The organism is Burkholderia cepacia ATCC 25416, from assembly GCF_001411495.1.
GTDB lineage: Bacteria > Pseudomonadota > Gammaproteobacteria > Burkholderiales > Burkholderiaceae > Burkholderia > Burkholderia cepacia.
The window spans coordinates 15451-41729 of the sequence record NZ_CP012984.1 but is presented as its reverse complement, the minus strand read 5'-3'; the positions used below and the strand labels follow the sequence as shown (position 1 = coordinate 41729).

Sequence of the window (26279 nt, the reverse complement as noted above, 5' to 3'; positions counted from 1 at the left end):
CTGCTCCGTACAGTGCGAACCGGGCCGGACTTTACTCCCGGTTCCCGCCTCTACCCTCCGCACGCAAACTTTCATTCAAAACGTATCGCTCGGTTTTGTTCCAGCCACTGCAGTCGTCTGTCGACTTCGAGCCGGGGAGATATCGCGACGAGCTTATCGAGTATCGTTGCCAATTCCGTTGAACGGCCGCTGGCCCCCGGACCCAGTAGGATCCAAAGGAACTGCAAACAGGCATGGGCTCCAGTGCCTTCCATCGAGGACTCCTCAAGCTGCGATACTGCGTAACCACCGCCATCCAGTGGCGTTAGAAAATGGCGGATACTCAAGAATGCTTCTTCGAACACCGCTCCGGTGCCGACGCACAGCGCGGCAAGGTCGCTCGAAACTGACGCTCGCTTAAACCGCGCCTCGCGTGGCCAGACCGCATGAAAGATCGGACCGACAAAAGCGCGCCAGGTGCGCTCCGGCGAGTGCCCAATCTGCGCAACATAGATTCGCATGCACTGCGCGGCGCCGGCGAGAACGGTATGCGACGCACTGTATAGGAGGCGGCGAACCTCTTCCGTGGAAATAGGCGGCTTCCCGGTGCCCGGACTCATCCGCCAGCTAACCAGAGGATGCAGAAACCTGGAAGCAACGTGCACGGCGGAATGTCCGGTGGTCGTACCTGCCTCGATCGCCGCCTTGAACAGCGGGCGCTTGTAGGCCCGCGTCGCGGCGAACGACAGCGGGGCGCCACCCAGCAGCACCGATCGTAGCGCAATACCCTCGCTGTCATCACGGGACAGTCGTTCCCTGAGCGGTCCCAACGCAAGCCTCCAATCCGTATGTAGGATAAAGCCCGCGTTGTATGCGCACGCACCACGTCCGAACCATCCGGCCGCTGTGTCGGACCCGATTACCACCGCGAGCCGTTGACGGTCATCCCCGGCAATTGCACCATTCGCGTTGCGGTGGTCGAACCTGAGTAGCAGAAGCTCCGCGAGTCGTCCTGACGCACGATTGATCAGCCGGTCGTAAAACCTACCGGCGTCGTCTTCCGCAAGGGGTTCCTCGTGTTGTTCGCAGAGTCTCCACAATCGGTCCCACCACTGGCCCGCGCAGTATCGTTCCGAAACCTTTGTATATGCCCTGAGCAAATAGCTCAGCGCGGACAACAGGGGAGCTACAAAGTCATCTTCAGCGGCGCAAAGGCGATCAAATGCCCGGCGAACAAGGCCCATTGTGTCCGGCTTCACCTCGGTTCTCACCACCGTTAGCGTCGTGAGCGCCTCCAAAAAATCGTTCCAGAGGTCGAGGTTCTCGTTCGAGAGTGCCGCTGCATTCAGGAGCTCAAACGCCGCGGCCGGTTGTGCTGCGCAGTACGTGGACCAACTCAATCTGGACGAAAAGTCGCGATCGTTACGTAACGTCCGCGCGACGCGAAGTCTGTCATCGGGCTCGGCGTCGATCAGCGGAGCCGGGTCACCCTGTACTGAATGCACTCCGGTTGAATAGCTTCCAAATAGATCGGCTTCCTCATAATCGCCGGTGATGAAAGGGTAACGTAACGCGATAGCGTCCAGTTCTGCGAGCCCCTCAGCTGGCAACACGCCAGCAAGCCGGATCGCGGTTAGCATCAGCCAAACCCGGTAGTCTTTCGCCTGCGGACGCCAGTCGGCACCCTCGACCGGGTAGTCCTGATAAAGTGAGGGCGACTCCCTGAGAATACGCGAGACAATCTTCGCGACCGCCCCTTCTTGGGCTTCGCCGAGTCGTTCTCGCATTGCCAAAACCAGTTCCCGGTTGATATACCAGAAAGCCTTCTCCGGCAGTTCGAGAATCCCGGAAGCCGCTTCATCGGCAGTGAAAAGCGGTGTGAGCCTTAGCGCGTTGACCCACATTCGCAGACCTAGGAGGCCGGGCATACGCTTCCATGATTGCGCCAGCGAGCGAGCGTATTCCGGATCCACCGGTGTGAGTCTCGCGATGAGCGCCGAGAGTACGACGCACAAATGGACGCATCCGTCGTGATACTGGTTCTGGTCGTGCGCCTCGACGGCTGGCACATTCCCATCCAGTGCATCCCATTCGGAATTGACGATATCCAGCTCAACTGCGGCGGCGATAACATCTGACAGCGCGCCATTGCATAGCTCGGCTAGCCTGTGCTCGCGCCCCTTTACCTGAAGTACTGCGCTCACAACTCTGTCCATGTCGGACGGATCGTCGAGGGAAAGCGACACGGTAACAATATCGCGAAGCACCTTTGGCGCCTGCCGAGCACTTTCCCCGGTCGGCCACCACCGCGCCTTGAGCTCGACCTGGGGCGTGATCGCCTTGACCGCATTCCGTAAATCCTGATCGTCATGAATCGGCCCTTCCAGCGCCTGCGCGAGTCTGAAATGATGCATGATCACGTCATGACGCTTTGGCGGCATCTGCGCGAGCACCTTCCACGCCCGCGCCCACGGCTGTGGCACCTTCTGCAGCGCGAGGGCAAGGCGCACGCCGTCGGTAAATAACCGACCGAGTCTGCTTTGCCAGTGAATTGCGGTCTCGAGGCGCTTTCGCTCGGTCAGCGCTTGGAAGCACCAGTTCGCAATGATCTTCGGCGCATCATCAGGCTTCCAGAGTCCGGACGCGTTGAAATACTCGAACCACTCTGGATCCCCGACCGTCGCTGCCACCACATCCCACAAGTCGCTCTTTCCCTTGAGCAGCCATTCGGCCTCCTCGCGTTCAGTTGCGGTAACTGAAGCGAATGATCTGGCGAAAATCTTGGCTCGTTCGCGGCGTGCGAGCCGCGGTCGCTCGACCAGATCGGCCAGTTGGCCAAGATCCTCCCAAAGTGCATTGTGTGCGTTACCATCATCACGCCGCTTCCGGTAGGGGATCGGCACGACCGCGATTGTGTCCCAGCGTGCTTCCGTCTCCGCGGCGTCATGTTGGTAGGAGTCGAGCGCGTAGACCGATCGCAGATCGTCGAACCGGTCCCTGTCGCCTTCCATCAGGTTCAGAAAATATCGAACCGGCGCGTCGTTGGCGCTGTACCCAACAAGGACGAGTGTCTTGCACCGTACAAGGTCAAATAGAAAGCGTGACGCCCAACCCGACCGCATGTAGGCGTCACCGTATTCGGCGCTTGTAAGCACAAGCGGCGTAGCCTCGAGGCCTACAACAGCGTCCCGGATCCGGCCGTGCAGATGAACGATACCGTGACATCCATCCGTGCCGGGCGGAGGCAACGCCTGCCCTGCCAGACTCCAAATCTTCCCGCTCCCAATTCCTTCAACCTCATCTAGCGCGCGCTCGAAAAGACCTTCGAAGTTGGTTGTGACGAGCAGCAATCTGTTATCGCTGGCCCGCGATAGTCGAAGCAACGTCTTGTGGTGCTGCAAATCCGCTTTCGCCGAAGCGAGAATATCTGCTACCTCCTCATGAATTCGCTGCGGATTGACGAGGCGACGCGCCACGGCGCCGAGTGCCTCCTCGTATCGCCAGTGCTCGATAGCGAGCGACTCCGCTTTGGTTGGCACGACGCCGACACGTTCGTAGACCTGGGTGACGAGGCCTCCAAACGTCGGCAACTGAGGTGCGCTGACACCCGCGCCACAAAGAAGCACGACTTCGCCAGCGAGCATGCGGTCCACAAGATCGTTAGGAAACGCGGGGCCGTCGTCAGAGAATCGGAGTGTCAATTCAGTTATTCCTTATTCTTGATTATCGTGGACGCTCCGCGCGGCCCGTCGACGGCGAGCAAAGCAGTCGTCCTATTGTCGATACGAATTTGAGCCGCAGTTGTTCTGCGGTCAAGTAGATCATTGTGGTCTGCAGCGATGCCCGCTGGCACTTCCGCTAAAACGCCCAAATTCACTATCGTGACCTGAATTTATCCCAGCCACGGTAGAAGCCCATGGCCGAGCGCGACGCCGGCGGCCAGTATCGGCGTACCGACCATGTGCAGGAATTTCCTGTTTCGTTCAAAATCCGTATTGGTCGTCTCTCCAGCGCCGAAGCGCCTAGTAGTGGTGCTCAGGTAATACGATCAGGTCCGCCTCGGCCGCCTCGGCCGCCTCGAGCGCGCGCTCTATCTGCCCACGCAGGATCAGGTTGCCATGTAGGCCATAGAAGTACCTGGCGACGCGATGGCCGATGCGCCATCAAACTGCGTCAGCTTCCGGAGAAACAGACGTGCTCGCAGCGAACGCCGCGAACCGTCAAACAGAGAGTGATCTTCTCCGCGTTCGCGGTTACTCGCTCTCTATATCGATTCCCGACGTTGAATTGTGGTCAAACGTGCCAACGTCCTCCACCGGCATTTCGTCTGAAGCGACATTGCGTAGGACTGCAGCGTCATGCGAGCTTAGCCCGTTCAACAACCAAGGTGGCGCGCTGCAATAGAGAATCTGTCCTTTGAACTCTAATGCCGTCGCCTCGGTTCGCGCTCGTGCACACGCATTTTCAATAACGCCAAATAGCAACTCGAGTGCGGCTTCGCCTTGAGCGCGAATTGCTGGTGCGCTCTGCAATGCGTTCTTGGCAGTCTCCGCCAGATTCTCCGGGCAACGCCTATGTCGCGCCAGTCCTCCGATGACAAATTCGGTCACTTCGATCAGAAAGCCAAATTGCCCGCGCCCCGAGTTGGTCAATTTACTGAGAAAATCCAAGGACACGCGGAGCGCAGAACCGAAGTCAATGTCGTCCTCCGCCAGATGTGTTCGAAGCGAAGTGACTGTGGCGCGGGCCCATTCCGTGCCTTGGTAGAGTGCACTGATCAAGTCGTCGGCCGTCAACGAGATGAAGTTACGACCACTCCAGAACATTTTCATGCATGCCGCCGAGTATTCCCGATCACGCATTCGGCCTGACGCTCTGCACGATGCAAGGAGCGCTTGCGGCCATACGCCCGCGAGTCCGAAACTTGCCCCAATCAACCGCAGTCTCGCGTCCAGACACAGCAAAGTTGCGTCCAGCTCCATGCCCAGCGCTAATGTTGCCGCCTCCTCGGTCGAAATGACGTCGCGAAACCCCTGTGGGGCTCGGTGCCAATCTGCCGGGCCGTATGACGGTCGAACTTCACAGTACGTATCGATCGCGTCAACCACGTCCTGCAACATTGCGGTGCGTCGACCCCAGTCTTGCTCAGTCACTTCGACGATCGCCAGTTCGCCATTGTGTTCGATCGCGGTACCTGAGGCGCGCACGCGCTGTGACTCCTCAAGCTCATCACGTAGAAGCCCATAGGTCTTCGTCGAACAATATAGCTTCGGGAGGCTCGACAATGCGTGTAGGCAGTCGAGCCGCCCCAGTTCGATCAAAGTCGCGGCATCAATGACATAACCCGCATCGCTCCGAGACAACAAACTTTCCGCTTCGGCACGATGTGCCTCCGAGCCACCGCCGACATCCAACTTTGCTTCTTGGTTGGGCCATCCACAGACTGCGTCGACAACGCCGCGCCCCATCATTCGGCACACCCCTCCGATAGTAAAAGGAGCCTTTCGATACCCCTCCATGATTTGTCGACCGACTTCCGAGCTTCGGTGGAGCTGCGCCTTCAACTGGGAAAAATCCAGAGCCCCGTGTTCGTCTTCGGGCAGGTTGATTACCGAAACGTAGGATGACTGGGTAATTGAGCCCTTCAGCATTTCATGGGTGGTGTCGAGCAGGCGACGATACGCCGATCCGATCGTCACTACCTTGAACACCTTCGGCTCATCGAATGTTTGAGCAACGGCGACCTCGCTTCCAACAATTGCGCCAATAAAAGGGGCAACGTCCGTTGATGACGCGGAACGGAATTCGTCGGCATCTGGAAGTCCGTCGAACCCGATAGGATCGACAGCTCGGGTAAAGGGTCGCCCCGCATTGTCGACCACCGTAAAGTAAGTCCCCTCCTCGATCACGGGTCGACTAACTTCGAGGTGCGGCAGCGCTTTGTGTACGGCGAGATGGCCGGCCAAGTGCGCTGCCGCCACATCGACGTCCGCCATATTCAACCGGCGCATGCGATAGAGACGTCGGAGGCCGCGTTCCTCGAATCCATGACTCATTTCACATGTGGCAATTTGTGTCAACTCTCGAGAGGTGCCTTCGAGCAACTCGGGAATTTGATCCAGCACGGACAAAAGCTCCCCATCCGAGTCCCGAGCGGCCGTGGTCAGCCGAAACAACCAACTCATCGCTTGGCCGGGGTAGTGCCTCAGTTGAACCAATGAGAGCTGCTTGAGCAACGCCCAATCGCCGACTTCCTGACCGAGTTCCATGGCCAAGTGCCGCGCACCGTCGTTTTCGATCCAGCTCTCGTGAAGGGAGTCGAGAAGTTGCCGGGCCTTCGCATACGCACCGAGGCGCATGTAGCAAAATAGCAGATCGCTATGAAGCTCACTGTGCACCCCGGACCTTAGCATCGCAGCGTATATCTCGGCACATTCCTCAAATCGTCCAGCTTGGAAATAGGCCATCGCTAACATATAGCGCTCCTGCTCTACGCCCGTTTGGTTCACGAGTGTGGCCGCGCGGGCGAGCAGACTATCTGCCCGCTCCAAGCGGCCGGCGCGACGAAGCATGTCCGATCCGACCGCAATCGCAGCAATAGACGTCGATGTCGATAGGTCCTGGGCTTCTAGCTGTTTCATAACCTCATCGTGACGTCCGTCCTTCGCAAGCGCTTGCCACAGCAATACTCTGATCGATTCGACCGCGCGTTCGCAATCGGTCGGCAAGTTAGCCGCAGCCTCGATTGCTCGCTCAATCGGTTCGAGTTTTCCTACATTTGCACATGTCTGAGCGAATGTGACCAGGGCATCGGCGGGCATCGCGTGGAGTGAGGACAGCCCAACCTCCAAAGCGCGGTCGATATCACCACCGCCGCGATGGGCCTCGATCTCCAAACGGATAAATTCCGACCCGTCTATCGATCTCGCGCGCGCCTCACGCAGCAGATCTAAGGCGTCGTTGGTCCGCTTCAAAAGGACATAGACGTAGCCAAGGTTGACCACCGTCGCTTTCAGTGTCGCTGTTGACTGGACCGTCCACAGCTTTTCGTGCCGCGGCTCGAACGCCGCTGCTACGTCGCCCAGCGCATTCAACTCCGCCGTGTCAAGCATGCGAAAGGCGATGTTGAGCGGACTAGCCGCCACCCACTCAAGCGTATATCCCAGCGCCCTATCCCTGTTGAAGAAGCTTACGTCTTGAAGGTCCAACGCCTTTCGAGCTGCCGCGGCTGCTCCATTGATATCTCCGGCTCGGTAGCGGCTAAAGGCAACCAGTTGAAACGCGTCGGCCTCTTGGCGGTACTCACAAGGAATCGCGTCCTCCGCTAGCGACCCGCCTCGCACCAATTCCGCGTTTTTGGCGATTAACCAGACCGAAAGCGACTGCGGGAATCGCTCGAGCGCCTCGTGGCCAGCCTTTTCCGCCGCCGCGAAATCGTTCGCTAGCAACAAACCGCGCACCCGTGCAGCGGCGAGCTTGTCGTCGTCATCGCACAAGGCAGCTGCCTTTAGAAAATCAGCCGCGGCGTCCTGGTCACGGTCGAGATTGAAGCGGCATGTCCCGCGCATGAGGTACCAACGCGCGCGCTGATGCGCATCGAACGGTTCCAGATCCTCGCCGAGCTTTCCGAGGTCATTCAGCGCATCTCGGTACCGGCCTTCCCGAATTCGAGTATTGAGTTGATCGAGCTGTCGGGAGATGAGCTTGTTTTCGGATGATTCGCGCGAGGCAGGAATCGCACTTTGACCTCCCGTATTGCCCGTCGGTAGCGTCGCCGTTGAGATACCGACTGCCACGCCAACGGGAGAAGTGCCGTGATTCCACGCACCAGCATGCGCGCCGAGAGTGTATTGTTGAGCGCTTGCGTCGCGGATGATCTTGAACGCGCGAGCGAGGTCATCGCCAATCACCTCGGCCAAGGAATCGAGCGCTATCCCGCCTGCGCTCGCATTGAGTGACATACACGATGTCACAAACTTCGACCAGACGTGATTGGGATCGGCAGTGTAGCCACTGGACAGCAAACTCGAGCGAATCAGGTTGACGAGTTGCACGTGCTCGGGAGTGCCGTCTTCCTTTAAGTCATGCGCGAGGAAGCTCACATGTTGAAGGAACGTGTAGAGTTCCTCGTCGTCAATCGGTCTTCGCGCAAAACTCGCGACAACGGTTTTGAATGCAGAGACGGCGTTTCGCTTCAGTGCATTGCTAACCCCGACCGCATCGATTTTTTCGAGCCACTCTCGACTCGACAGCGACAGGCTTGCCGCCTTCGCAACTGCGGTCGCACCGCTCATGTGATGACGCCCGTCGGCATCATGAACGATAACGATGCGATCCTTGCCTCTTGAGAACAGCTCCGGTTGCTGATAGTCAAGCCAAGCCCCCCCGACTGCATCTTGGAAAGCTTTGGTCGACCGTCTTGCGGTCAGTCCTGATTTCATTTGGAAGAACACGCGATGCCGGTGACCCGCCGAGTTCTCGACTGTGCAAACCAGATCGTCCGTTTGCGGTCCATGCGCGCGTGCCTGGAAGCGCAGTTCTGCGATGACCCACCCTTCAGCAATTCCCGGGGAAGGCGCACCTAAACACATGTGGATCAGCTTGACAGCCTGGGCACGATTTTCGAATGTGACTCCCTGCCCTCCAGTCGACGCTGAACTCGCGGCCGATTTGGCCATTCCTTCGGTAGAGGACTTGCGTTGTGAAGACTTTCCCGGTCGACGTGTCTGTTTTTTCGTATTCGTATTCGTTTTCATGTTTTGATCTCTGCCCGCATTGCTTTGCCGCTACTCGCCGCGTCGCGCTGCCAGTCACGCGTGATACTTCGCCGCCTCCTGGCACATCCGTTGCTGTTCGACGAGCACCGGCGAGCCCTCGCGCAGCGCGATCGACACCAGGTCGTCACGCATGGTGCGCAACAGGCGCTCGACCTCGAGCGGTTCGTGCTCGTCCAGGTCGAAGTAGAGCCGCGCGATCGCGGCGATCGGCAGACTTTTCACGCGCGCGCAGCACGGTGAACTCGGTACGCGTGTAGGTGCGCGGCACTGGTAGGTCGAGCTGCTGGGGGCGATTGGCCACGGGATCGTGACTCCTCAGAAATTGCTAGCGCCGGGCGATGGTTGATCGGCGGGATACAGGATGTCATCCGTGATGCGGCCGGCGACCCCGTCGAGGTCCGGGAACAACACGCCGCGATTGATGCCGGCCCGCTGAAGCTGCCCGCGGATAGTGCCAAATGCCTCGCCTGGAATGCGGATGTATCGCAGTCGGTCACGAAACCCGGGGTTGGTGTCGAGCGCGAAGTATCTCGTGTCGAGGCCACTTTGCTTCCCGCGATGCACCGTGAACCAGCCGTCCTGGGCAGCGATACGGCGAGAGACATGGCGCGGCTTCAGCAACCGCGTTCGGCCGAGTCGGAGCGGATCTTTGCTCTCCTCGGGCGAGATCAGGTCGTCGTGCACGACGGGCAACATCCACACGGCGCCCGGCCACACGCCACGGCCCTCCTCGCTTTCACACGAACGGTACTCGCACGGTTGCTCGACGGCCGGTTTTTTTACTGCGAACCAGAGGGCCGACAACGCACTCCCCGACCAATCCAGCAAGCGGGTGGGCATCGCGTGGTGTTGCGCGATCGCAAGCCAGTCGGCGTTCGTCAAGTCCACGGTCGATTCGACGTGAGGCAGGGCACGCTGCTTGAACTCGTCGAGCATGCGTTGCTCGGTGTTGGGCCGCAACCGCAGTTGGTATGGTGCGCGTCCAATTGCGGGCACAAGCCGCCACGACTCCACCTCCTGGCCGCGAAACAGTGGGAAATCGAGGCTGATCACGTCGACGCTGGCAAGCCACTTGTCGACGTGTTGTAGAAAGCTCACGAGGTCAGTCGCTTCCCCGACACATTGGGCATCGCGGAGATTCGGATCGAGACTGGATGAGGTGCTCATCGGTGAGTCCTTTGTTCGTGGGTCAGGGTACCGTCATCCTAATGCCCTTTTATTCCACTAGATCCCGCCACGGAATAGAACCACTTAGACAAAGAGTATCGCGGTGCCCTTTGACGACACAACTACACACGCCCTGACTCACTTGCTAGAGTTTCTACGTAGAAACTGTCGACTACGAGGTCCACACACGGATCACGCATTGGCTGCGCCAACTCACAGATTTACCCGTGCATATCAACCGCCGGCGTATTCGCCACGACAGGCAGAAAACGTTCAGCATCAGTCCGATTCGATCGGCAAGTTAAAGGAAGGCGTGCCAACATGCTGCACCTGCTCCAGTGCTTCAAGATAGCGATGGACCGGCACCGCAGCAAGTTGCTTATCATGAACACGAAGCAACGCTTCGAGTGCAGTCCGTTCCGCGTCTGTAAAAGTCCACTTGCCACCCCGCTCTGCCCGCGCAATGCATTGGTTGAGTGCGAAATCCGCGGAGCGATACAGTTCCGCTTCGCCGTCGGAACGCAAATAGAGCGCGAGCGCGAGTATATTGGACAGCGTGGCGATCGACTCGATATCACCACTGCCGCCGCAAAGCAGCGCAAGTGCGAGGTGGTGCTTGAGAGAAAGACGACGGACTTGGTCAACCGGAAGAGGTAGTAGTTGCGCCTTCGTCAGTGGCCGTCGGCGCACGGTAGAGTGTTTTCGCATAGCTTGATTGCCGTGCCAGCAACATCAAATTTTATCGGGCGACCGCTTCATCGTATTCGCCGATCCGCGCGTGTTTAAGCACTTCGGAACCTCGGACGGGAAGTCACGCCTTGCGGCCCCGGCGCTCTAGTTCGATCCTGGTACGTTCCAATTCTCGCGCGAATGTGGCCTCATCCGGGAGGACCGTCTGATACTCCGCTGCGAGTATCTTGTTCGGTAAGTTGTCGAGTGCATAATGCGCCTCGGCCGCGCCTTTTTCAGCACACAGAATCAAGCCAACCGGGGGGTTTTCGCCGGGCTTCATCCAATGTTCACGCGCGTAGTTGAGGTAGAGATGCATCTGCCCCGCGTCCGCATAGCTGAAGCGCCCGACCTTCAAATCGATAATGAGCAGGCATCGCAAGCGCCGGTGAAAAAACACGAGATCGACTCGAAACCAGGTGTCATCGATCCGTAGACGCCGTTGCCGACCTATGAACGCAAAGTCATCGCCGAGCTCGAGGAGGAAATCCGCCAAGTGCTGGATCAAGGCCGCTTCGAGATCCGACTCCGAATATTCGTCCTTCATGTCAAGAAATTCGAGGACGAACGGATCGCGGATCGCTTCCTCAGGCGATAGAAGATCGCCGGGTTGCGCTACAGCCACCTTTCCGAGCAAGGACGCCTTGTTGCGTGACAGCACCAGCCGCTCATAGAGCTGACTGCTGATCTGACGGTCAAGCTGTCGCACAGACCAGCCCTCACGCAACGCTTCAGCCTCGTAAAAGTCGCGAGCAGCTTGCGTTTTCACCGCGAGGAGGCGAACGTAGGCGGACCAGGGCAACGGAAAAGCCTGAGCGATAGAATTTAGCTCAAACGCCACGCCCGGCGGCGCCTTCACCGCCGCCTTGGTTGATTTTGCAGACGCTGTCGGGACAATCCGGGCGGGCGTGGATTGTGCAGACAGTGTCTGCACAATCCGATCCGCAGGCCACGTCAAGTAAAAGGCGCGCATCTGTGCGAGATTGCGCCATCCGAAGCCGCGACCGAATCGCTCTGACAGATCGGCGCCCAAACGGCGGATCACCGCCTCGCCATAAGCGGCCCGTTCCTCCCCGCCCTGCTCGAACTCAACGATTCGTCGCCCGATCTCCCAATATGTCGCCGTCATCAGGGCGTTCACCGTGCGAGCCGTCGCTTCGCGCGCCGACGCGACTATATCGGCAATTTCACGGTGTAGTCCCGCATAAGCGGCCTGCCCGACATCACGCTGCGTCACAGTGCGTTCACCACGTCCTTGAACGCCTTGCCAGCGGTGAACTTCACAGTATTCGCGGCCGGGATGGCAATCTCCGCGCCCGTCGTCGGATTACGTCCCGTGCGGGCGGCTCGCTGCCCCTGCGAAAACGCGCCGAAACCGATCAGCTGTACCGATTCGCCGCGACTCACCACGTCCGTGATCGCGTCCAGGACCGCCTGGACGGTTTTGCTCGCGTCGGTTTTGCTGACGCCCGCGCCCGCTGCGACCGCGTCAATGAGTTCCTGCTTGTTCATGAACAGCCTCGGCAACAAAGTCAAAGCTGCACCCTACCTCATCCCGCTGCACACACGCAAATCGCTGGCGATCAGTGCAGCAATACCCTCCAACTCACTGGCATCCGTCCCCACCACTGCCTGCGGCGGGCAGCCCACCAATAAACTCCGGCTTACACCTGTCGCAGCCACGCTCGCCAAGAGCAATCGCGAACGTTTTTCGCCCGGCCAGCGCTCACACAACTAGCGGGCCGGTGCGGGTGTCATCACTCGCGCAGACTACATGGTCCGGCTTCCGGTGTCACACAACCTGACTGTTTCTCCAGCCGAATCTGCCCGGCCGACCTGCGCGGACCACGGCATCGGTTCGTGCCGCGTCTCCTGCCTCCCGTCTGCCCGCCACCGGCAGCCGGGCCTAGACTCAACTTCAGTTGTGTGAGCGATGGATTCAGCGACATGAATGCAGGGGTCCCGAAATAAAGGGTAACATAGCCCTTACTATGTTACCCTTCACTTTATTGGCCGATTCGCCCCATTTCCGAGCGAACCTGGCGCTCACGCTTGTCCGGCAAGGCTCACCGGCCGGTAACCGGGGATTGGGGACGGCTCGTCGCACGGCGCGCCCAGCCGCGGTCGAGGCCGAGCTGACGCGGCCGCGCCATAGGACTCGTATCAAACAACACGCTTTCCGTATTCCCTCGAAGCCGCCCATGACGACCACCGACGATCCCGACGTGCTCGATGTCGAGTTCCGCGAGCTGCCAGCGGCGCCGCGCCGCGCGACCACGCCGGCCGCGCGCCGCAAGTCGCGCTCGCGCGCCGCACGCCGCGATGCCGCCGCCCAGCGCCGGATCGGCCTGCAGCACCTCGCCTTCTTCCGTGGCTATCTGGAAGGACTGGATCTGGCCGAGCTGGCCGACCAGTACCTCGAATTCGGCCACGACGCGCGCAAGGCCGCGGCCACGCGCACCTGGCTGGTGACCGCGTTCGTCGCCGCCGCGCGCAAGCGGCAGGATTTTGCGACCGCCCGGCTGCTCGCGATCCGGCCGGCCGCGCTCGCCGCGACGCCGGCGGCCGACGCCCCGGCGCAGGCCGCGCCGTCGCTGGAGGACTTCGCCGCCGAGCACGATCCGGAGGGCTTTTACACCGAGAAAGAGCTGCTCGACCTGTTCGCCGCCCGGCATGCCGGCACGGACACCGACGCCGGCGCGGCCCTGCGTCGGCAGCAGCGCAACGCCCGCCTGCGCGCGCGCCAGATGGCGGCGCTCGAGGCGCTCGCGCGCCTGGTGGTCGAGGACCCGCGCCCCGAGCATCACGTGCTCGGCTGGTTCGACACCGCCGTCGCGCTCCGTCTGGCCGACGTCGGCCTTACCACGATCGGCAAGCTGGTCGAGACGATCAACGCGCTTGGCTACCGCTGGTACCGCCGCGTGCCACGCTTGGGCGAAGTCGGCGCGCGCCGCATCACCGCATGGCTCGCCCACTACGGCGACGTCGCCGGCCTGCAACTGGCCCCCGGCGTGCACACCCACCCGTCAGAATCCACCCTGCCCGGGCAACGGCTTGCCGCGGCCGGCCCCGTCACCGCGATCGTGCCGCTCGAGCGCTTCTTGCTGCCGCCCGAGCTGGACGGCTCGCACGGCACCCACCGCAATCTGGTCAAGAACAACAGCCGCGCCAACAACGACCGCGAGGCGATCGAATTCTGGCTCGCCGACTACGAGAACCCGCATACGCGCCAGCGCTATCGCACCGAAGCCGAGCGGCTGCTGCTCTGGGCGATCTTCGTGAAGCGCAAGGCCCTGTCGAGCCTCGACACGGACGATGCGCGCGACTACATCAACGGCTTCCTGACCGATCCTCAGCCTGCGAGCCAATGGGTCATGACCGGCACCGCGCATCGCGGTGATCTGGGCTGGAGGCCGTTCCGCGGGCCGTTATCGGTCAAGAGCCGGCAGGACGCGCTGTCCGCGCTCAAGAAATTCTTCGGTGAGCTGGTCGACGCGCAGTACCTGGATCACAACGCGTTCGCGAAGGTTCGCGTGTTCACGGGGTCGACGCACGACGACGCCGGCAACGAACGACGCGTGGCCGCGAAGTCGCGCCTGCAGATCGAGCGCGGCTTGACATCCGACGCCTGGCGCTTCGCGATGCGCGTGCTCGACGCGATGCCGGACACGGCTGCGGCAACGCGCATGCGCTTCGTCCTGAGCTTCGCGTACAGCACGGGGCTGCGACGCGCCGAGTTATGCGGCGCCTTCACGGACGATGTGCAGGAGCGCTACGCCGGGCCGGAATTGGGGACGATCCGTTTGCTGCGCGTGGTCGGCAAGCGCGCAAAGGAACGCTTCGTGCCGCTGGTGCCGGCGGTGTTGGACTTGATGGGCGACTATCTGGAGTCCCGCAGCCTGCCGCGCGACCCCCTCGCCTGCCCTGCCACCACTCCGTTGATCCCGGCGCTGCTGTCGAATGCCGAGATCGGCAAAATCCGGCGCGCGGCGCAGGCTAGCAAAACCGATCCGGCGCCTGAGCTCGCCGCGCGCGCTCGGCAAACCGGCCCGATCCATCCGATTCAACTTTATAAGGCGGTTAGGCAGTTTTTCGCGATGGCGACTACCGCGGCCCTGCGCGAGGACTCGCCCCATGCGCGGGCCTTCAGCGCGGCCAGCCCGCACTGGCTGCGTCACACGTTCGTATCGCATGCACTGGCCAATGGCATGAGCCTCGAGAGTGCGCGAAATTTTGCCGGTCACGATTCGCTCGACACCACATCGATCTACGCAACTGCGGAGCTTGGCCGCCAATACCGAGAGGCCGAGACCTTCCTTAGATTGGCTACAGCTTAGCGCGGCTCCAGTCATCAGAATCGACTGATGGCAAATCGCCCAAGAATCGGAAGTATCTGCGAGACCAACATTGCTGTTATGACCGCCAGTCTGAAAGTGTTCGCCGACACATCATCAACGGTGCCGATGACGAACCATCTTCGACTTCTCCTAGATTAAATCGGAGTTAACTCCATGGGAGTTATCGAACTACCAGATGATCTACGACTTCCGTCCTTACAGGCCAATGATCTCCCAGATAATCCTGGACATTGCGACGGAGTGTACGCTGCGGCCATCTGCGGGCGCGTACCGAAAAGTCAGTATATAAGGAAAAAATCGAAGGTTTGCCTCCCAATCCGAAAACGACGAGATATCAGTCGGCGTTCCATCCTCTCCGCCGGCGAAACGGGTTGTGATTGCGTCCGTCGTGCAAGCTGGTCGCAGTTTCAACGTAGAAACTGGATTTGACCGCTTACGCTATCACGCTCCGCATGCGCGCTTTGTCGGTTGACCAATGTCAGTAACCGCTTGGCCCATTCAGTTTCTATGTAGAAACTGCCCCCACGAGCATCAGATTAGAAGTTTCCGAGGGGTAGCACCGACGACATCGATCGCAGTTTCAACGTAGAAACTGGATCCGCGAACATTCGGCGTCACGCTCAGTATGCGCGCATTGAAGATTGATCCCGACGTCTGCAATTGCGTGGACGACTCAGTTTCAATATAGAAACCGAACGCCTTCTGAGCATCCAAAAATAACGCTCCGATGCGCCGCTCCGAGGGTACCGACCGCAAAAAGTTGCCTACGAGCCCGCAGTACGCGACCGCAGTTTCTACGTATAAACTGCCCATTGCAGCGCCAGGACGTAAGGCCAAAAACTGCGCACGATTCAAAGAGGTCGCACAAGGGAATGGCAACTGTCCCGTTTGCGTTCGATTCACGACCCGTCTGCCGCACCGTTAAGCCGCCAAAGGTGCTGCTGGCAATACCCCAAGTTTCTACGTAGAAACTACCCCCTGGGAAGTACGCCACTCTACAAGTTTCGGTTGATCTGTCTCTCCGGAGCCAAGAATTTCTCATAATCGCGTCGTTTTTCTTGATGTTTTTCGGGTGGCATCCTAATATCCCTGGCAGCCCGCTGGGCGAGCAGTTTCTACGTAGAAACTGCTCCTGTCCGAGCACCGAGTGCATAAGGAGAACGCATGGCCGCGAAAATTATTGCCGTCTTCAACCAGAAGGGAGGGTCGGGGAAAACAACGACCTCGACCAATATCGCAGGTGCCTTCGGCCTGCGAGGCTACCGAACTATGCTCGTCGACTTGGACGAGCAGGGCACCGCGACACTCTCAGTCGGCGCAGCTCCAGATGATCGACCGTACCCAGCGGCAATTTCGAACCTGGCGCTAAGTCCTAGGCCGGATCGGGAGATTGCAAAGTACGTGAATGACTATGATTTTATTGTCATCGACTGTCCGCCCGCCATCAAATCGGCTGCGCCTTCTGTGGCCCTTCTTATTTCCGATCTGGGACTGATTCCCATCGCAGCCTCGGGCGGCAACCTCTGGGCGGTTCAAGAGGCAAAGAAATTAGGTATGGAGGCCCAGATCCGCAACCCCGATCTCAAGCTTCGTTCATTCGCAAACATGAACCAGAACGTCACGATCGTGAAGCAGATCTTCGAAGCTGCAGCTGGAGACGATGAGCTTCCCATGCTGAAAACGAAGCTCGGCTTCCGCACCGCTTACAAGGAAGCAGAGGTATCTGGCGCTACTGTCCTTCAACTCCGCTCGGCCAAGGCCGCCCACAAAGAACTGAATGATCTTGTCGACGAAATTCTTGAAGTTCTGGAGGTGCGAGCATGAGCAAGAAAGACTTCTCTGCGGCGCTTAATGCCGGTGTAAAGCGCGACCAGACAATGCGAGAGACGGCGACACCTTCGAGGTTCGACCGCGTTGATGAAGCATTGAGCGGCCGAAGCAGCCTATTGGATCAGCCCAATGAGAATGTCGCAGCCCCGACAAGATCGGCTGCAGAAGCGTATTTGGCAAGCCTGGAGCAAGCAGGGAAGGTACAGGCGCGGTATATAACAATGCCAATAAGCCATATCGACGATAACCCGCTCAACAGTCGCACTATCTACAAAGAAGAGCTCATCGCCGCTCGCGCAGCCTCAATGGCCCGAGATGGCCAACTCGTCCCCGTGCTCGCCGGACGCCACCCTGACTTTCCGGATCGCGCAATCTTGATCGACGGCCAGTTCCGAAAGCTTGGTGCGCTCCGAAATCGCTCCGAGACGTTGGATGTGAAGCTTCTCGAAGGCCTGGACCCGATAGATTTCTACCGTCTTGCTCGAGCCGCAAACAACGAGCGCGAGCAGGAAACGATTTTGGACGTCGCACTCGGGTACAAGAAACTTCTCGATCAGGGTCATGCAAAATCGAATGACGATCTGGCGGCCTTGGTGGAGGAGGGCAAATCCAAGGTCAGCAAAATTCTCGCGCTTCTGGATCTGCCGCAGTCAGTCCTGGACGTGATCGGTTCGCACCCCAAACAATTCGGCCTATCAACTAGCTACGAGCTCACCCTGTTCCTCAAGGCATCGGACGAGAAGCGCACCTTAGGATTTGCCGAGCGCATTCGTGACGAGGAATTGCCGTTTCAGAAGGTGAAGGCTATACGCGAAAGTCTAGAGAATGGCCGGGCACCACGGAAGTCCCTTTCGCGACAGTACAAGGTGTCAACTGTTGAAGGGGGCGAGATCGGTACGATCAAGGAATGGGGCGACGGGAAGGTTCGTCTGGACCTCGCTCTAGGTTCAGCCGAAAAAGCCGAGGCATACGTTGCGGCCTTCAAAAAGCTCCTTGCCGAAGACGGCCACCAACTGAAGTAGGCATGTGCGACACCCACGTATGTCCGCCGGTTAGGCAACGCAGCTAGATTGGCATTCATCCCGTGCCGTACTACAAGCAATATAGCGCGACGGAGTTACTGCGAGACCGTCGCGCTTCAGTTTCCGGCAGTTGCCGCTGCACTTGATTCTTCAAAGGGCAACTCGCCATCCAGCGCTAGGCGGCTTTGCGGATTCTGGATGAACTTAAAATCGAGCGAATTCACAGCGCGCCCGAGCTTCACCGGTGTCCAGGAAATTACAAGGTCCGCTTTTGCGTTCAGCTCGTTCACAGCGGTTTCAATCACGCGGCGCTTGATGTCGGCAAAGCGGTACGTCGCCGGGATTTCAAGCACGTGCCGGAAATCTTCCAACGTGATCAGGAGCCTGCCCCGATCCCGCTCTCGCATCAACAGTTCGAGTAGCCGCCATGAGTAAAGTGACTGTAACCCTCGGGCAAACTCAAGTTGATACGAGACGAAACGCCGCTGCAACATGAAGATATGGGGGGTTAAATCCGGAGAGAAGGAAACTTCTGCCCATCCTTCTCGTTCGTGGTAAACCGCCTTCCACACCCAATTCAGTACCACCTTCCTCGGGCCATCCATATACGTCAGTTGACGCTTTTGAAGACTCGCACAGCCTTCCTTCAGTCCCTCATACGCAGCGGTTGCTTGCTTTTCGCCCGACCGCGGAGCAAGTGCTGCAAGGGCGGCAAACTCGTCGGCTCGAACACGAACACTCACATAGCCGTTACCCTTACCATGCAAGTACGGTGACTTCTTGCTGTCTATGCATCGCAGCGCCGCCATCATGACTCGCTTCTCGTTAAGGGTCAGGCCTTGCTGAGCATTGACCAGGGCTCGGCTCATGGCAACAGTCCCCCGCACTCGGCCATCACCGTCCAGAGGAGGTTCGTCCAAGGGCGCGATCTGGAAAGGTTCAAGCTCAACGATCTCGACCTGGGCAGGCTCGGACTGGTTTTTTGCCTTTTTGTTCACAAAGGTGACCTTCAGCGGAGAGTGTCACAATTATAAGGTGACATGCTCAGGGTGCAAGTCACCGTTGTGGATAACGGTCGAAATTTGTCACTGCCAGCCCGCTTTGCGTCTCCTTAGGGTCGGATTGCGTCACCACCAGGCCGGTAAACGTCACAGTTTCTCGACTGTGACGCCCCGCAAAGCCATAACTGACAAGCCTGTGCGAGACAGGGCACAGCGTTTACAAAAGGTTTTACAAACGGTTCTACAAACTGTCTTACAAAGAGCCCCGATTGAAAGTTGTTCCTATACAACAAAATCCCCCCACACCGACTTGCAGCGTATGCCACACCGCTGAAAAGTGACATTTTCCGACCTCAAAGCCTCTGCAGCGCCTCCAAACCACAGCCGATTCGCCACAGGGAAGGGTTTGCTAGCGCAAAAGGTGACGCTTTCCGACCCGACCAGCCAAAACGTACTAAGTACTCACTCACCTTTTGCCGAGTTGGTCCGCTTCCCAACGATGGGTCAGACTGCCAGGTCGGAAAACGTCACCTTTGCAGCAGATCATGAGGGTCAGTCTGACGACCCGGGACGGTTCATCGTCGAAGAAACCATCACGGCAGGTCGGAAAAAGTCATCGAAAGCACGGGACCTTGGGTCGGAAAACGTCACTCTTCGCGCGAATGCTAGCGGACGAAATAGGATTAAAGCTGCGACCGTAGGTCGAAATATGTCACTTCTCAAAACAACTAGCGGGTCGGAATTTGTCACCATCAGTTTCGACCTCAGGTCGGATCGTGTCACCTTTTCGAACAACGTGCCGGGTCGGGAAACGTCACTTTTGAGGTTTGGGCTCAGAAGGTCGGAAAATGTCACTGTTCGCGGTAAGTCAGCGGGTCGGAATTCGTCACCTTTAGGGACTGTAGCGGTGGGCCGGAATATGTCACCTCTCGATAGACCGCGGGTCGGAAAACGTCACCATTGCATTGCGAAGACTAATTTCGACCTCGCAGTCTGCCGAAAGGACCAGGTCGGAAAATGTCACCGATCGTGTGGCAACTACCTCGAGGTCGGAATTTGTCACCCGATCGGCAAGTACCGTCAGCGTCTGCGAGGAAGGACCGACGGAAGGAGAGCGTTCAGCAGATCCTGCAGTAGGGGAAGATGGGGAACTACGAGATCGATTTGAGGCACATCGATTCTGAGATGCCTGCCGTTTGGCCCAAGCGACAATCGAAGTTCAACACCGTCTCCGGCTTGGACTACGCCCGTAGACAGTATCGATATCACTTTCGATGGAGCAATGTTGGCCGGCACGGATAGAGCCCTTCGCGTGACAAGATCCTTACCGACTTCCCGGATCAGTTTCGTAGCGATTTCTGCTGTCCGGTACGAGACTTGACATGGCCCGCCGAACGAGGCGACCACTTCGGGTGGAAGCAAAGAGGCTTGGATAGACCGTGTGACAATTGCCTTCGACACGTTGAAGTCCACAGCCAGCGTTGCTTGACTCGGCCAGAGCCGCCGATCCAACTGCACCCGATAGAACGTGCCCAGCACAACGGGTGGAGAGCCAGCCCTGCGGAGATCCTCATGTCGCGCGATCGCGGCCAGGCGATCGCGCGGGATGCCTGCTTTCTCAGCGGCCGAACTATTACACGAATTGGAACAGGTCATAGGAGTCGACGATCGTTGATCGTCATTGTTGTTGTTTCTAAGAAATGTCCCTCAACCGGTTGAGGGGCGCATCTGGATTCCTCGAACGAGGACTGGGTCGAGAATCGTGCAAAAACAATGATTTGCGAATGCCTGCCGTCTCGTCACCACCAGAGTGCTGCGTGCAACGCGTGCAACAACGGCGAACTAATTCTATCGGCGTGTTCATAAACGCAAGACCCAAAAGCTCGTGATTTTCATAGGGCTTTTTTCCCTACGCCCCTCAACCAGTTACGCGCTGTGGCTCCGATTGCCAGCGTTTCCTGGTGTCGCGAAAAGGTCCCTGAAATCACAGCTCTTTTCCCACGTGCCGTTGTCGCCCCGGCTGTTCCAATTGATCCGTCCCAATTGGAACTCCGTGATGCGACTCCCCCGACTCTTTCCCCGTAGCAAGAAGCAGGTCGCCCTGTCGCCGGCGCCCGGCCACTACTCGAACGACGATCCCGAAAAGATCATCTTCGATCAGGGGACACGTCTGCGCGTCGAAGCCAATCATTGGAAGACCTTCTGTTTCGTCCTCGCCATTATCGCGGGCGGTGCGGTGTACACCCGGCAGCCGCCACCGTCGGTTGTGAGGGCCTATGGTGTCTCGTCGGATGCTGGCGGTAATCCGTTGGTCAAGCAACTGGCCGCGTACAACCCCGACGATCAGGCGAAACGCACGGCGATCAAACAGGACGTCGAGCACTGGTTCACGATCGAGCCGGTTCTCACCGACGATATTCGCACCTCCCGCCTCGCCAAGAACATCAACGCCGTCAAAGCCAAGATGGTCGGCAACGCGAAGAACCAATTCGCGTCGTGGATCAGCGACGACAAGCCGTTCGACCAGATCACGACCAATCCGAAGCTGGTCCGTGAGCCGAAGGTCACCAACGTCTCGCTGCTCGAGGATTCGACCGTCGTCGTCGAATTCACGACCTCGACCCGGCAATCGCCCACCGACAAGCCTGTCGATGTCCGCTTCGCGCTGACGATGCGTTACCAAATCATTCCTCCGACCGCGGAAGACGTCCTTGGCACGAATCCGTACGGCCTCTACTACCCGTTCTTCACTCTGCAAAAAACAGGCGCATGAAACGACCACGTTCCCTCTTGACCTGGGGCACGCTCGCGTTGATCGCGGCGTCGGCCAATGCGTTCGCCGCAAAGACTGCCGCGAGTCCTGTTTCGCCGATTCCCGGTTTCGATGTCGGCAGCATCATCGGCGACGCGATGAGCCCGGTGAATCCGTACAACTCCGGCGCTGATCCCATCACGATGCCCGGTGACGCGCGCATGGCTGTCTTTCCGTACAGCCGTGATCAGATCTACCGCGTGATGACGGCGCCGCTGAAGCTCACGACGATCGAGCTGGAGCGCGGCGAGAGCCTGATCAGTGAGCCGGCGATGGGCGATTCGGTCCAGTGGGTCATCGATACGGACGGCGCAAACCACGTGTACGTCAAGCCGACGAAGCCCGGTCTCGTCAACACCCTGCATCTGAGCACGAACAAGCGCGAGTACGAGCTGACCCTCGTATCGTCGCCGCTCGGAGGCCTGTTCTATCAGAACGTCCGCTTCAACTACCCGAATTCGCTGATGGCGAAAGTGCGCACGCGCGGGAATGCCGCCGGCAACGATCGCGATGCCGACCACGCTGGTCAATCGGATTCTGGGCCGATCGGTGTGCCGCCCGACAAGCTGAACTTCGAATACACCGTCTCCGGCACGAGCTCGCTCAAACCGGAGACCGTCTTCGACGATGGCACGTTCATCTGGATTCGGATGCCGCCGCGTACCCCGTATGCCGTGCCGACCATCAACGATGGTGGCGATATCGTCAGCCCGAACTTCATCCGCCGTGGGCCGTATATCGTCATCCAGCGACTGGCTGACGAAGTGAAGCTCACGCGACCAGGCGAAGAAGTGACGATCACCCGCGGTCGTCGCGGTCTCTTCGGTTTCTGAGGTCGGTATGGCAAAGCAGATCGATCCGAGCAGCCCGGAAGAGAAAGCCTTGTTCAAGGGCAAGGTGCCGCGCAACATCATGATTGCGATCGGCGCGATTGCTGCTCTTGGCATTGGCTCGTTGGGCTTCTACACGCAGACGGTTGAGGCAAACAAGGCGGAGGCCGACGCGCTGAAGGCCAAGCGTGAACGTGCGGCCGAGGCGGTCGACAAGGGCGACCGCGACAAAGCTGACGTCGACAAGATCATCGAGCAGCAGCAGGCCGAAGCACGTCGACGCGCTGCTGAAGCAGCGGCGGCTGCAAGCGCGGCAGCCGCCGCGAGTGCGAAGAAGCCGACCCTCTCGGCCGACGCTGTCCTGCCAAGTGCTGGCACCAGCGAACTCAAGGCGGAGAACGACCAGGACACCATCTACGTGTCGCCGATCTTCCGTCCGGGCGTCAAGGTCAAGGACGCCCAGCCGCAGCAGCCGCAACTACCGAACGGCATGATCTCGCCGCAACAGATGCTGCTCCAGCAGGCGGCCGCTCAAGACGCTGCCATGAAAGAAGCGACGGCGCAGGCTGCACTCGCATCACGCGGAGGGCAGGCGGCAGGACCGATGACGACGCAACAACGCGACAACGCATTCATGCACGACGTCGCGCAGCTGAGCGAGGGCGACAAGGATTTCGCGCGAACTGGATTTGTCGGCCAGTCGCACGGCTGCACGCTGTCGCCGCCGGCAAAGATTCCGGTTCTCTCGAACGAAGCGCTCAACTCGGATCGCCCTGGCACCGCGTCGCTGATCGTCGAAAGCGATGTGTACGCGAACAACGGTGACGGGCGTTGCCTCGTTATTCCGTGGGGCACCACGATCGTTGCGCCCTATAGCTCGGACATTCAGCCTGGGCAGGAGTCGATTCTCGTCGCCGGCGCGGAGATGCGGCTGCCGAACGGCAAGCACGTCCCGTTGTACGGCGCACAAGGTGCCGACGGCGATGGCACGGCCGGCTTCAGTGGTGACGTGAACAACCACTTCTTCAAGATTTACTCGACCTCGTTCCTGACTGCCATTCTGGTTCGCGCCTTCAGCAATAGCGATCAGAGCACGACGTCTGGCCCGCTTGGCGTCACCACTGTGGGCAGCACGGGCGGTCAGATCGCGGCGCAAACCGCACAGTCGGTGCTCGATCGGTACAAGAACATTCCGCCGACTATTTCGTCGAAGCCGGGCAAACGACACTTCATGATGAAGATCAATCGCGACATGGTGCTCGAGCCGTACCGGGAGCCACGATGATCAAGCGCATGGCTTTCGCGGCCGTAGTGGCATTGGCGAGCGCATACGCGCATTCGGCGGTGATCGCGCAGGTGATCAGCCCGGTGAGCGTCGTCATTCAGGATGGCGCGGTGCGCCGCGTGGCGATGCTGCCGGGCAAGCCGGTCTATTACTGCGGACTCGATGCGTTCGTCGAATGGGCATCGCCGTTGATCGGCCAGCCCGTACGAAGCTCGGGCGAAGCGGGCATCACGGTCGCGATCGACGGCCACGATGTCGCACTGGACGACCTTTTCATCGACCGCGGTTGGCTCCAGCCGCTCGTGCTGGATGACGGTGCGCAGGCAGCGGTTGCGGAGCGGCGAGGTGGGTGGGCCTGCTCCCGTGCGGTCGTCCCGTTCGAGCTGCTGCACACCAACGTCGATCCCAAGATCCTCGCCGGCATCGCGCTGAATGAATCGAACTACCGCGGCCGCGCGTGGCCGTGGACGCTGAATGTCGCCGGGCAGGGCTTCTTTTTCAAGTCGCGTGAAGAGGCGTACAAGGCCATCGAGGCGCTGCTCGCTGGCGGTCGAATGGATTTTGACGTCGGCCTCATGCAGGTGAACTGGCGGTATCACGGCAAGCGTTTCGCGTCGGCGTGGGACGCACTCGCCCCGGCCACCAACGTCGCGGTGGCCGAGGCGATTTTGACCGAGAACTTTGCGCGGACTGACTCTGTGGCGAAGGCCGTCGCTTATTACCACAGCGCGAATCCCAATCCCGGTCGGTCATACCTTGCACGGTTCGTTCGACACCTTTCCCTGATCGAGGCAGGCCTGTGAAGCACACGACCAAGATTCTCGCGTGCGCCGCGTCGGCGATCGTGTGTGCCGCCGCATCGGCGGCGAACACCGATCCGTTCGACTTCGACTACGACATCCTCGGCGGCATTTCCGAGCGACCGGCGCTGATCTTCAACGACGGAGCGAAGACCTATATTCAGCCACGCGCGGGACAAATTATCGTTGCTGAAGGGGGCCATACCGAAGGCCCGTACGTGGTCGTCGAAGGGACGCCGGCGTCGATCACCTACAAGGTCGGCGCCCATTCGGCTACCGCACGCTGGAAGAAGGCGAACACCTTCATCGGCGGGACCGGCGCACTCGCCGCGATGAAGGACGATCAACCGGCCGGATTCGATGGCTTCACGAACCGCCTGGTGTTGATCGGTACGCGCTCGGCGCTCGCGCCGGTTCGCGCGCTTCATGCGTCGATGCCGGTCGGCAACGTGGTCAAGTCGCTCGTTCCGCAGGGGTGGACGGGCTCGGCGCAGAAGGACGTCGACCTGACGACCTCGGAGTTGTTCGCGACGCGCGATGGCGAGAACTGGATGCAGGCGCTCGATCGTTTGATGACGCAAACCGGGCTGTACGCGGACGTCGATTTCGGTGGGCGGCATGTGCGGCTGCATCGCGATGCGCCGAAGTCGGCGGCGTTGAACTATGCGTCGTCCGGCGGCGATGCCGACGAAGCCGGCATGAATCGCGTCGTCGCGCGTGTCACAGCCGAACCGCCGCCAGTGTCGCGGCTCGCCGAGCGCTTTGGCGCGCAGGCGATCCGTGATGGCGACGACACGCATACGCAGATCCGCTTCACGGCGAAACCGGCGAAGACCGTCACGTTCAAGACGCCGGACGGGAAGGCGTTGCGCACCAGCTGGGATGAGGTCAAGAGCGTGATGACGATCGACCGCGCGGAACGTTTCATCGTGGCCGACGCGACAAACCGCGTCGAGGTGACGCGCGACGCGAAGACGGTCTACGACTTCGATCAACCGAACGCGGCAAAGCTCGAAGCCGTGTTCGACCGCGAGGGACGCACGTACTTCAAGTTCGCGGAATCGGTCGTGCGGGTCGGCGTGACGGACGCGCGGAACCTGGGCATCGGCGAGCAGAAGGGCCGCTACTTCATGTTCGAAGGCACGTCCGACCTGTTCACCGTGACGGCCGACGGCAACACGATCCGCGTCAAGCGCCGCAAGGAAGTCACGTATCGCGAAGCGCCTGACGCGACGCTGCAGGCGAGCGGGGGGGCGACGCCATGAAGCACATCGTATCGATCGTCGCTGCCGTGATGGTGATCGCCGCGTCGCCCGCCCACGCAGATTGCCTTGATGACGCGGCCGCGTTTCACCGCGTTAATCCGCGGCTGCTGCGCGTTATCGCGCAACACGAATCGGGCATGCGGCCCAACGCCGTCAACCGGAACACCAACGGCAGCGAAGACATCGGCCTCATGCAGATCAACACGTCGTGGCTGCCGACGTTGTCCCGCTACGGCATCCGTCGCGAGCACCTCTTCAACAGCTGCGTGAGCGCGTATGTCGGGGCGTGGATCCTCGCGTCGAACGTGCGTCGCTTTGGGCCGAACTGGAAGGCGGTGGGGGCCTACAACGCGGTCACGCCGTCCAAGCAGCTCGTCTACGCCAGTGCGATCTATCGCCGCTTTATGCAACAGGGTCGGTAAAC

16 protein-coding genes and 1 pseudogene are annotated in these 26279 nt (G+C 59.7%); 9 read left to right on the top strand and 8 right to left on the bottom strand.

The genetic code is table 11. From position 1 onward, the window contains the following. Positions 1-71: 71 nt before the first annotated feature. The 7 genes and pseudogenes from APZ15_RS37715 to APZ15_RS37680 form a co-directional block, all read right to left on the bottom strand. Positions 72-3680 (bottom strand): SIR2 family protein, encoded by a 3609-nt coding sequence (locus APZ15_RS37715; RefSeq protein WP_124919378.1) that lies wholly within the window; start codon positions 3678-3680, stop codon positions 72-74. Positions 3681-4232: 552 nt separating this feature from the next. Then, positions 4233-8735: a tetratricopeptide repeat protein gene (locus APZ15_RS37705; RefSeq protein WP_124919377.1), complete on the bottom strand. Its 4503-nt coding sequence runs from the start codon at positions 8733-8735 to the stop codon at positions 4233-4235. Between the two features lie 96 nt (positions 8736-8831). Beyond that, positions 8832-9057 (bottom strand): annotated as a pseudogene (locus tag APZ15_RS40510) (integrase); the annotation flags it as partial. A gap of 14 nt (positions 9058-9071) precedes the next feature. Next, positions 9072-9923, bottom strand: a complete 852-nt coding sequence (locus tag APZ15_RS37695) for an FRG domain-containing protein (protein WP_049098169.1) — start codon at positions 9921-9923, stop codon at positions 9072-9074. Positions 9924-10202: 279 nt separating this feature from the next. Continuing rightward, the gene (locus APZ15_RS40505) at positions 10203-10631 is read right to left on the bottom strand and encodes a hypothetical protein (RefSeq protein ID WP_080982102.1); all 429 of its coding nucleotides are present in this window, start codon (positions 10629-10631) and stop codon (positions 10203-10205) included. A gap of 103 nt (positions 10632-10734) precedes the next feature. Beyond that, positions 10735-11889 carry a PDDEXK nuclease domain-containing protein gene (locus APZ15_RS37685; protein ID WP_027791978.1) on the bottom strand — a complete coding sequence of 385 codons (1155 nt, stop codon included), beginning with the start codon at positions 11887-11889 and terminating at the stop codon, positions 10735-10737. Then, positions 11886-12164: an HU family DNA-binding protein gene (locus APZ15_RS37680; protein ID WP_027791979.1), complete on the bottom strand. Its 279-nt coding sequence runs from the start codon at positions 12162-12164 to the stop codon at positions 11886-11888. Before APZ15_RS37680 ends, APZ15_RS37685 begins: the two co-directional genes overlap by 4 nt. Before the next feature lie 689 nt (positions 12165-12853). On the opposite strand from APZ15_RS37680, the gene APZ15_RS37675 reads away from it, so the two are divergent. The 3 genes from APZ15_RS37675 to APZ15_RS37665 all read left to right on the top strand — a co-directional run bounded on the left by APZ15_RS37675 (position 12854) and on the right by APZ15_RS37665 (position 17862). Then, positions 12854-14989: a phage integrase family protein gene (locus APZ15_RS37675; RefSeq protein ID WP_027791980.1), complete on the top strand. Its 2136-nt coding sequence runs from the start codon at positions 12854-12856 to the stop codon at positions 14987-14989. Between the two features lie 1185 nt (positions 14990-16174). Continuing rightward, positions 16175-16834 carry an AAA family ATPase gene (locus tag APZ15_RS37670; RefSeq protein WP_027791981.1) on the top strand — a complete coding sequence of 220 codons (660 nt, stop codon included), beginning with the start codon at positions 16175-16177 and terminating at the stop codon, positions 16832-16834. Continuing rightward, complete coding sequence (locus APZ15_RS37665) at positions 16831-17862, top strand: ParB/RepB/Spo0J family partition protein (RefSeq protein WP_027791982.1); 1032 nt, start codon at positions 16831-16833, stop codon at positions 17860-17862. The genes APZ15_RS37670 and APZ15_RS37665 overlap by 4 nt, the downstream gene beginning before the upstream one ends. Before the next feature lie 116 nt (positions 17863-17978). Here the strand turns inward: APZ15_RS37665 and APZ15_RS37660 are convergent, their stop codons facing one another. After that, a complete protein-coding gene (locus APZ15_RS37660; protein WP_049098168.1) occupies positions 17979-18860 on the bottom strand; it encodes a replication initiation protein in 882 nt (293 codons plus the stop codon). Between the two features lie 2059 nt (positions 18861-20919). Here APZ15_RS37660 and APZ15_RS37655 point away from each other — a divergent pair. The 6 genes from APZ15_RS37655 to APZ15_RS37630 are packed head-to-tail and all read left to right on the top strand — an operon-like array spanning position 20920 to position 26277. After that, the gene (locus APZ15_RS37655) at positions 20920-21636 is read left to right on the top strand and encodes a VirB8 family type IV secretion system protein (protein WP_027791983.1); all 717 of its coding nucleotides are present in this window, start codon (positions 20920-20922) and stop codon (positions 21634-21636) included. Further along, positions 21633-22508 carry a TrbG/VirB9 family P-type conjugative transfer protein gene (locus APZ15_RS37650; protein ID WP_027791984.1) on the top strand — a complete coding sequence of 292 codons (876 nt, stop codon included), beginning with the start codon at positions 21633-21635 and terminating at the stop codon, positions 22506-22508. The genes APZ15_RS37655 and APZ15_RS37650 overlap by 4 nt, the downstream gene beginning before the upstream one ends. Before the next feature lie 7 nt (positions 22509-22515). Next, positions 22516-23790 (top strand): TraB/TrbI/VirB10 family type IV secretion system protein, encoded by a 1275-nt coding sequence (locus APZ15_RS37645; RefSeq protein WP_027791985.1) that lies wholly within the window; start codon positions 22516-22518, stop codon positions 23788-23790. Next, on the top strand, positions 23787-24593 hold the full coding sequence (locus tag APZ15_RS37640; RefSeq protein ID WP_027791986.1) for a transglycosylase SLT domain-containing protein: 807 nt from the start codon (positions 23787-23789) through the stop codon (positions 24591-24593). The genes APZ15_RS37645 and APZ15_RS37640 overlap by 4 nt, the downstream gene beginning before the upstream one ends. Beyond that, the gene (locus APZ15_RS37635; RefSeq protein WP_027791987.1) at positions 24590-25855 is read left to right on the top strand and encodes a TrbG/VirB9 family P-type conjugative transfer protein; all 1266 of its coding nucleotides are present in this window, start codon (positions 24590-24592) and stop codon (positions 25853-25855) included. The genes APZ15_RS37640 and APZ15_RS37635 overlap by 4 nt, the downstream gene beginning before the upstream one ends. Next, entirely contained in the window at positions 25852-26277 is a 426-nt protein-coding gene (locus APZ15_RS37630) for a lytic transglycosylase domain-containing protein (RefSeq protein WP_027791988.1), read from the top strand. The genes APZ15_RS37635 and APZ15_RS37630 overlap by 4 nt, the downstream gene beginning before the upstream one ends. The last annotated feature ends 2 nt before the right edge of the window (positions 26278-26279 follow it).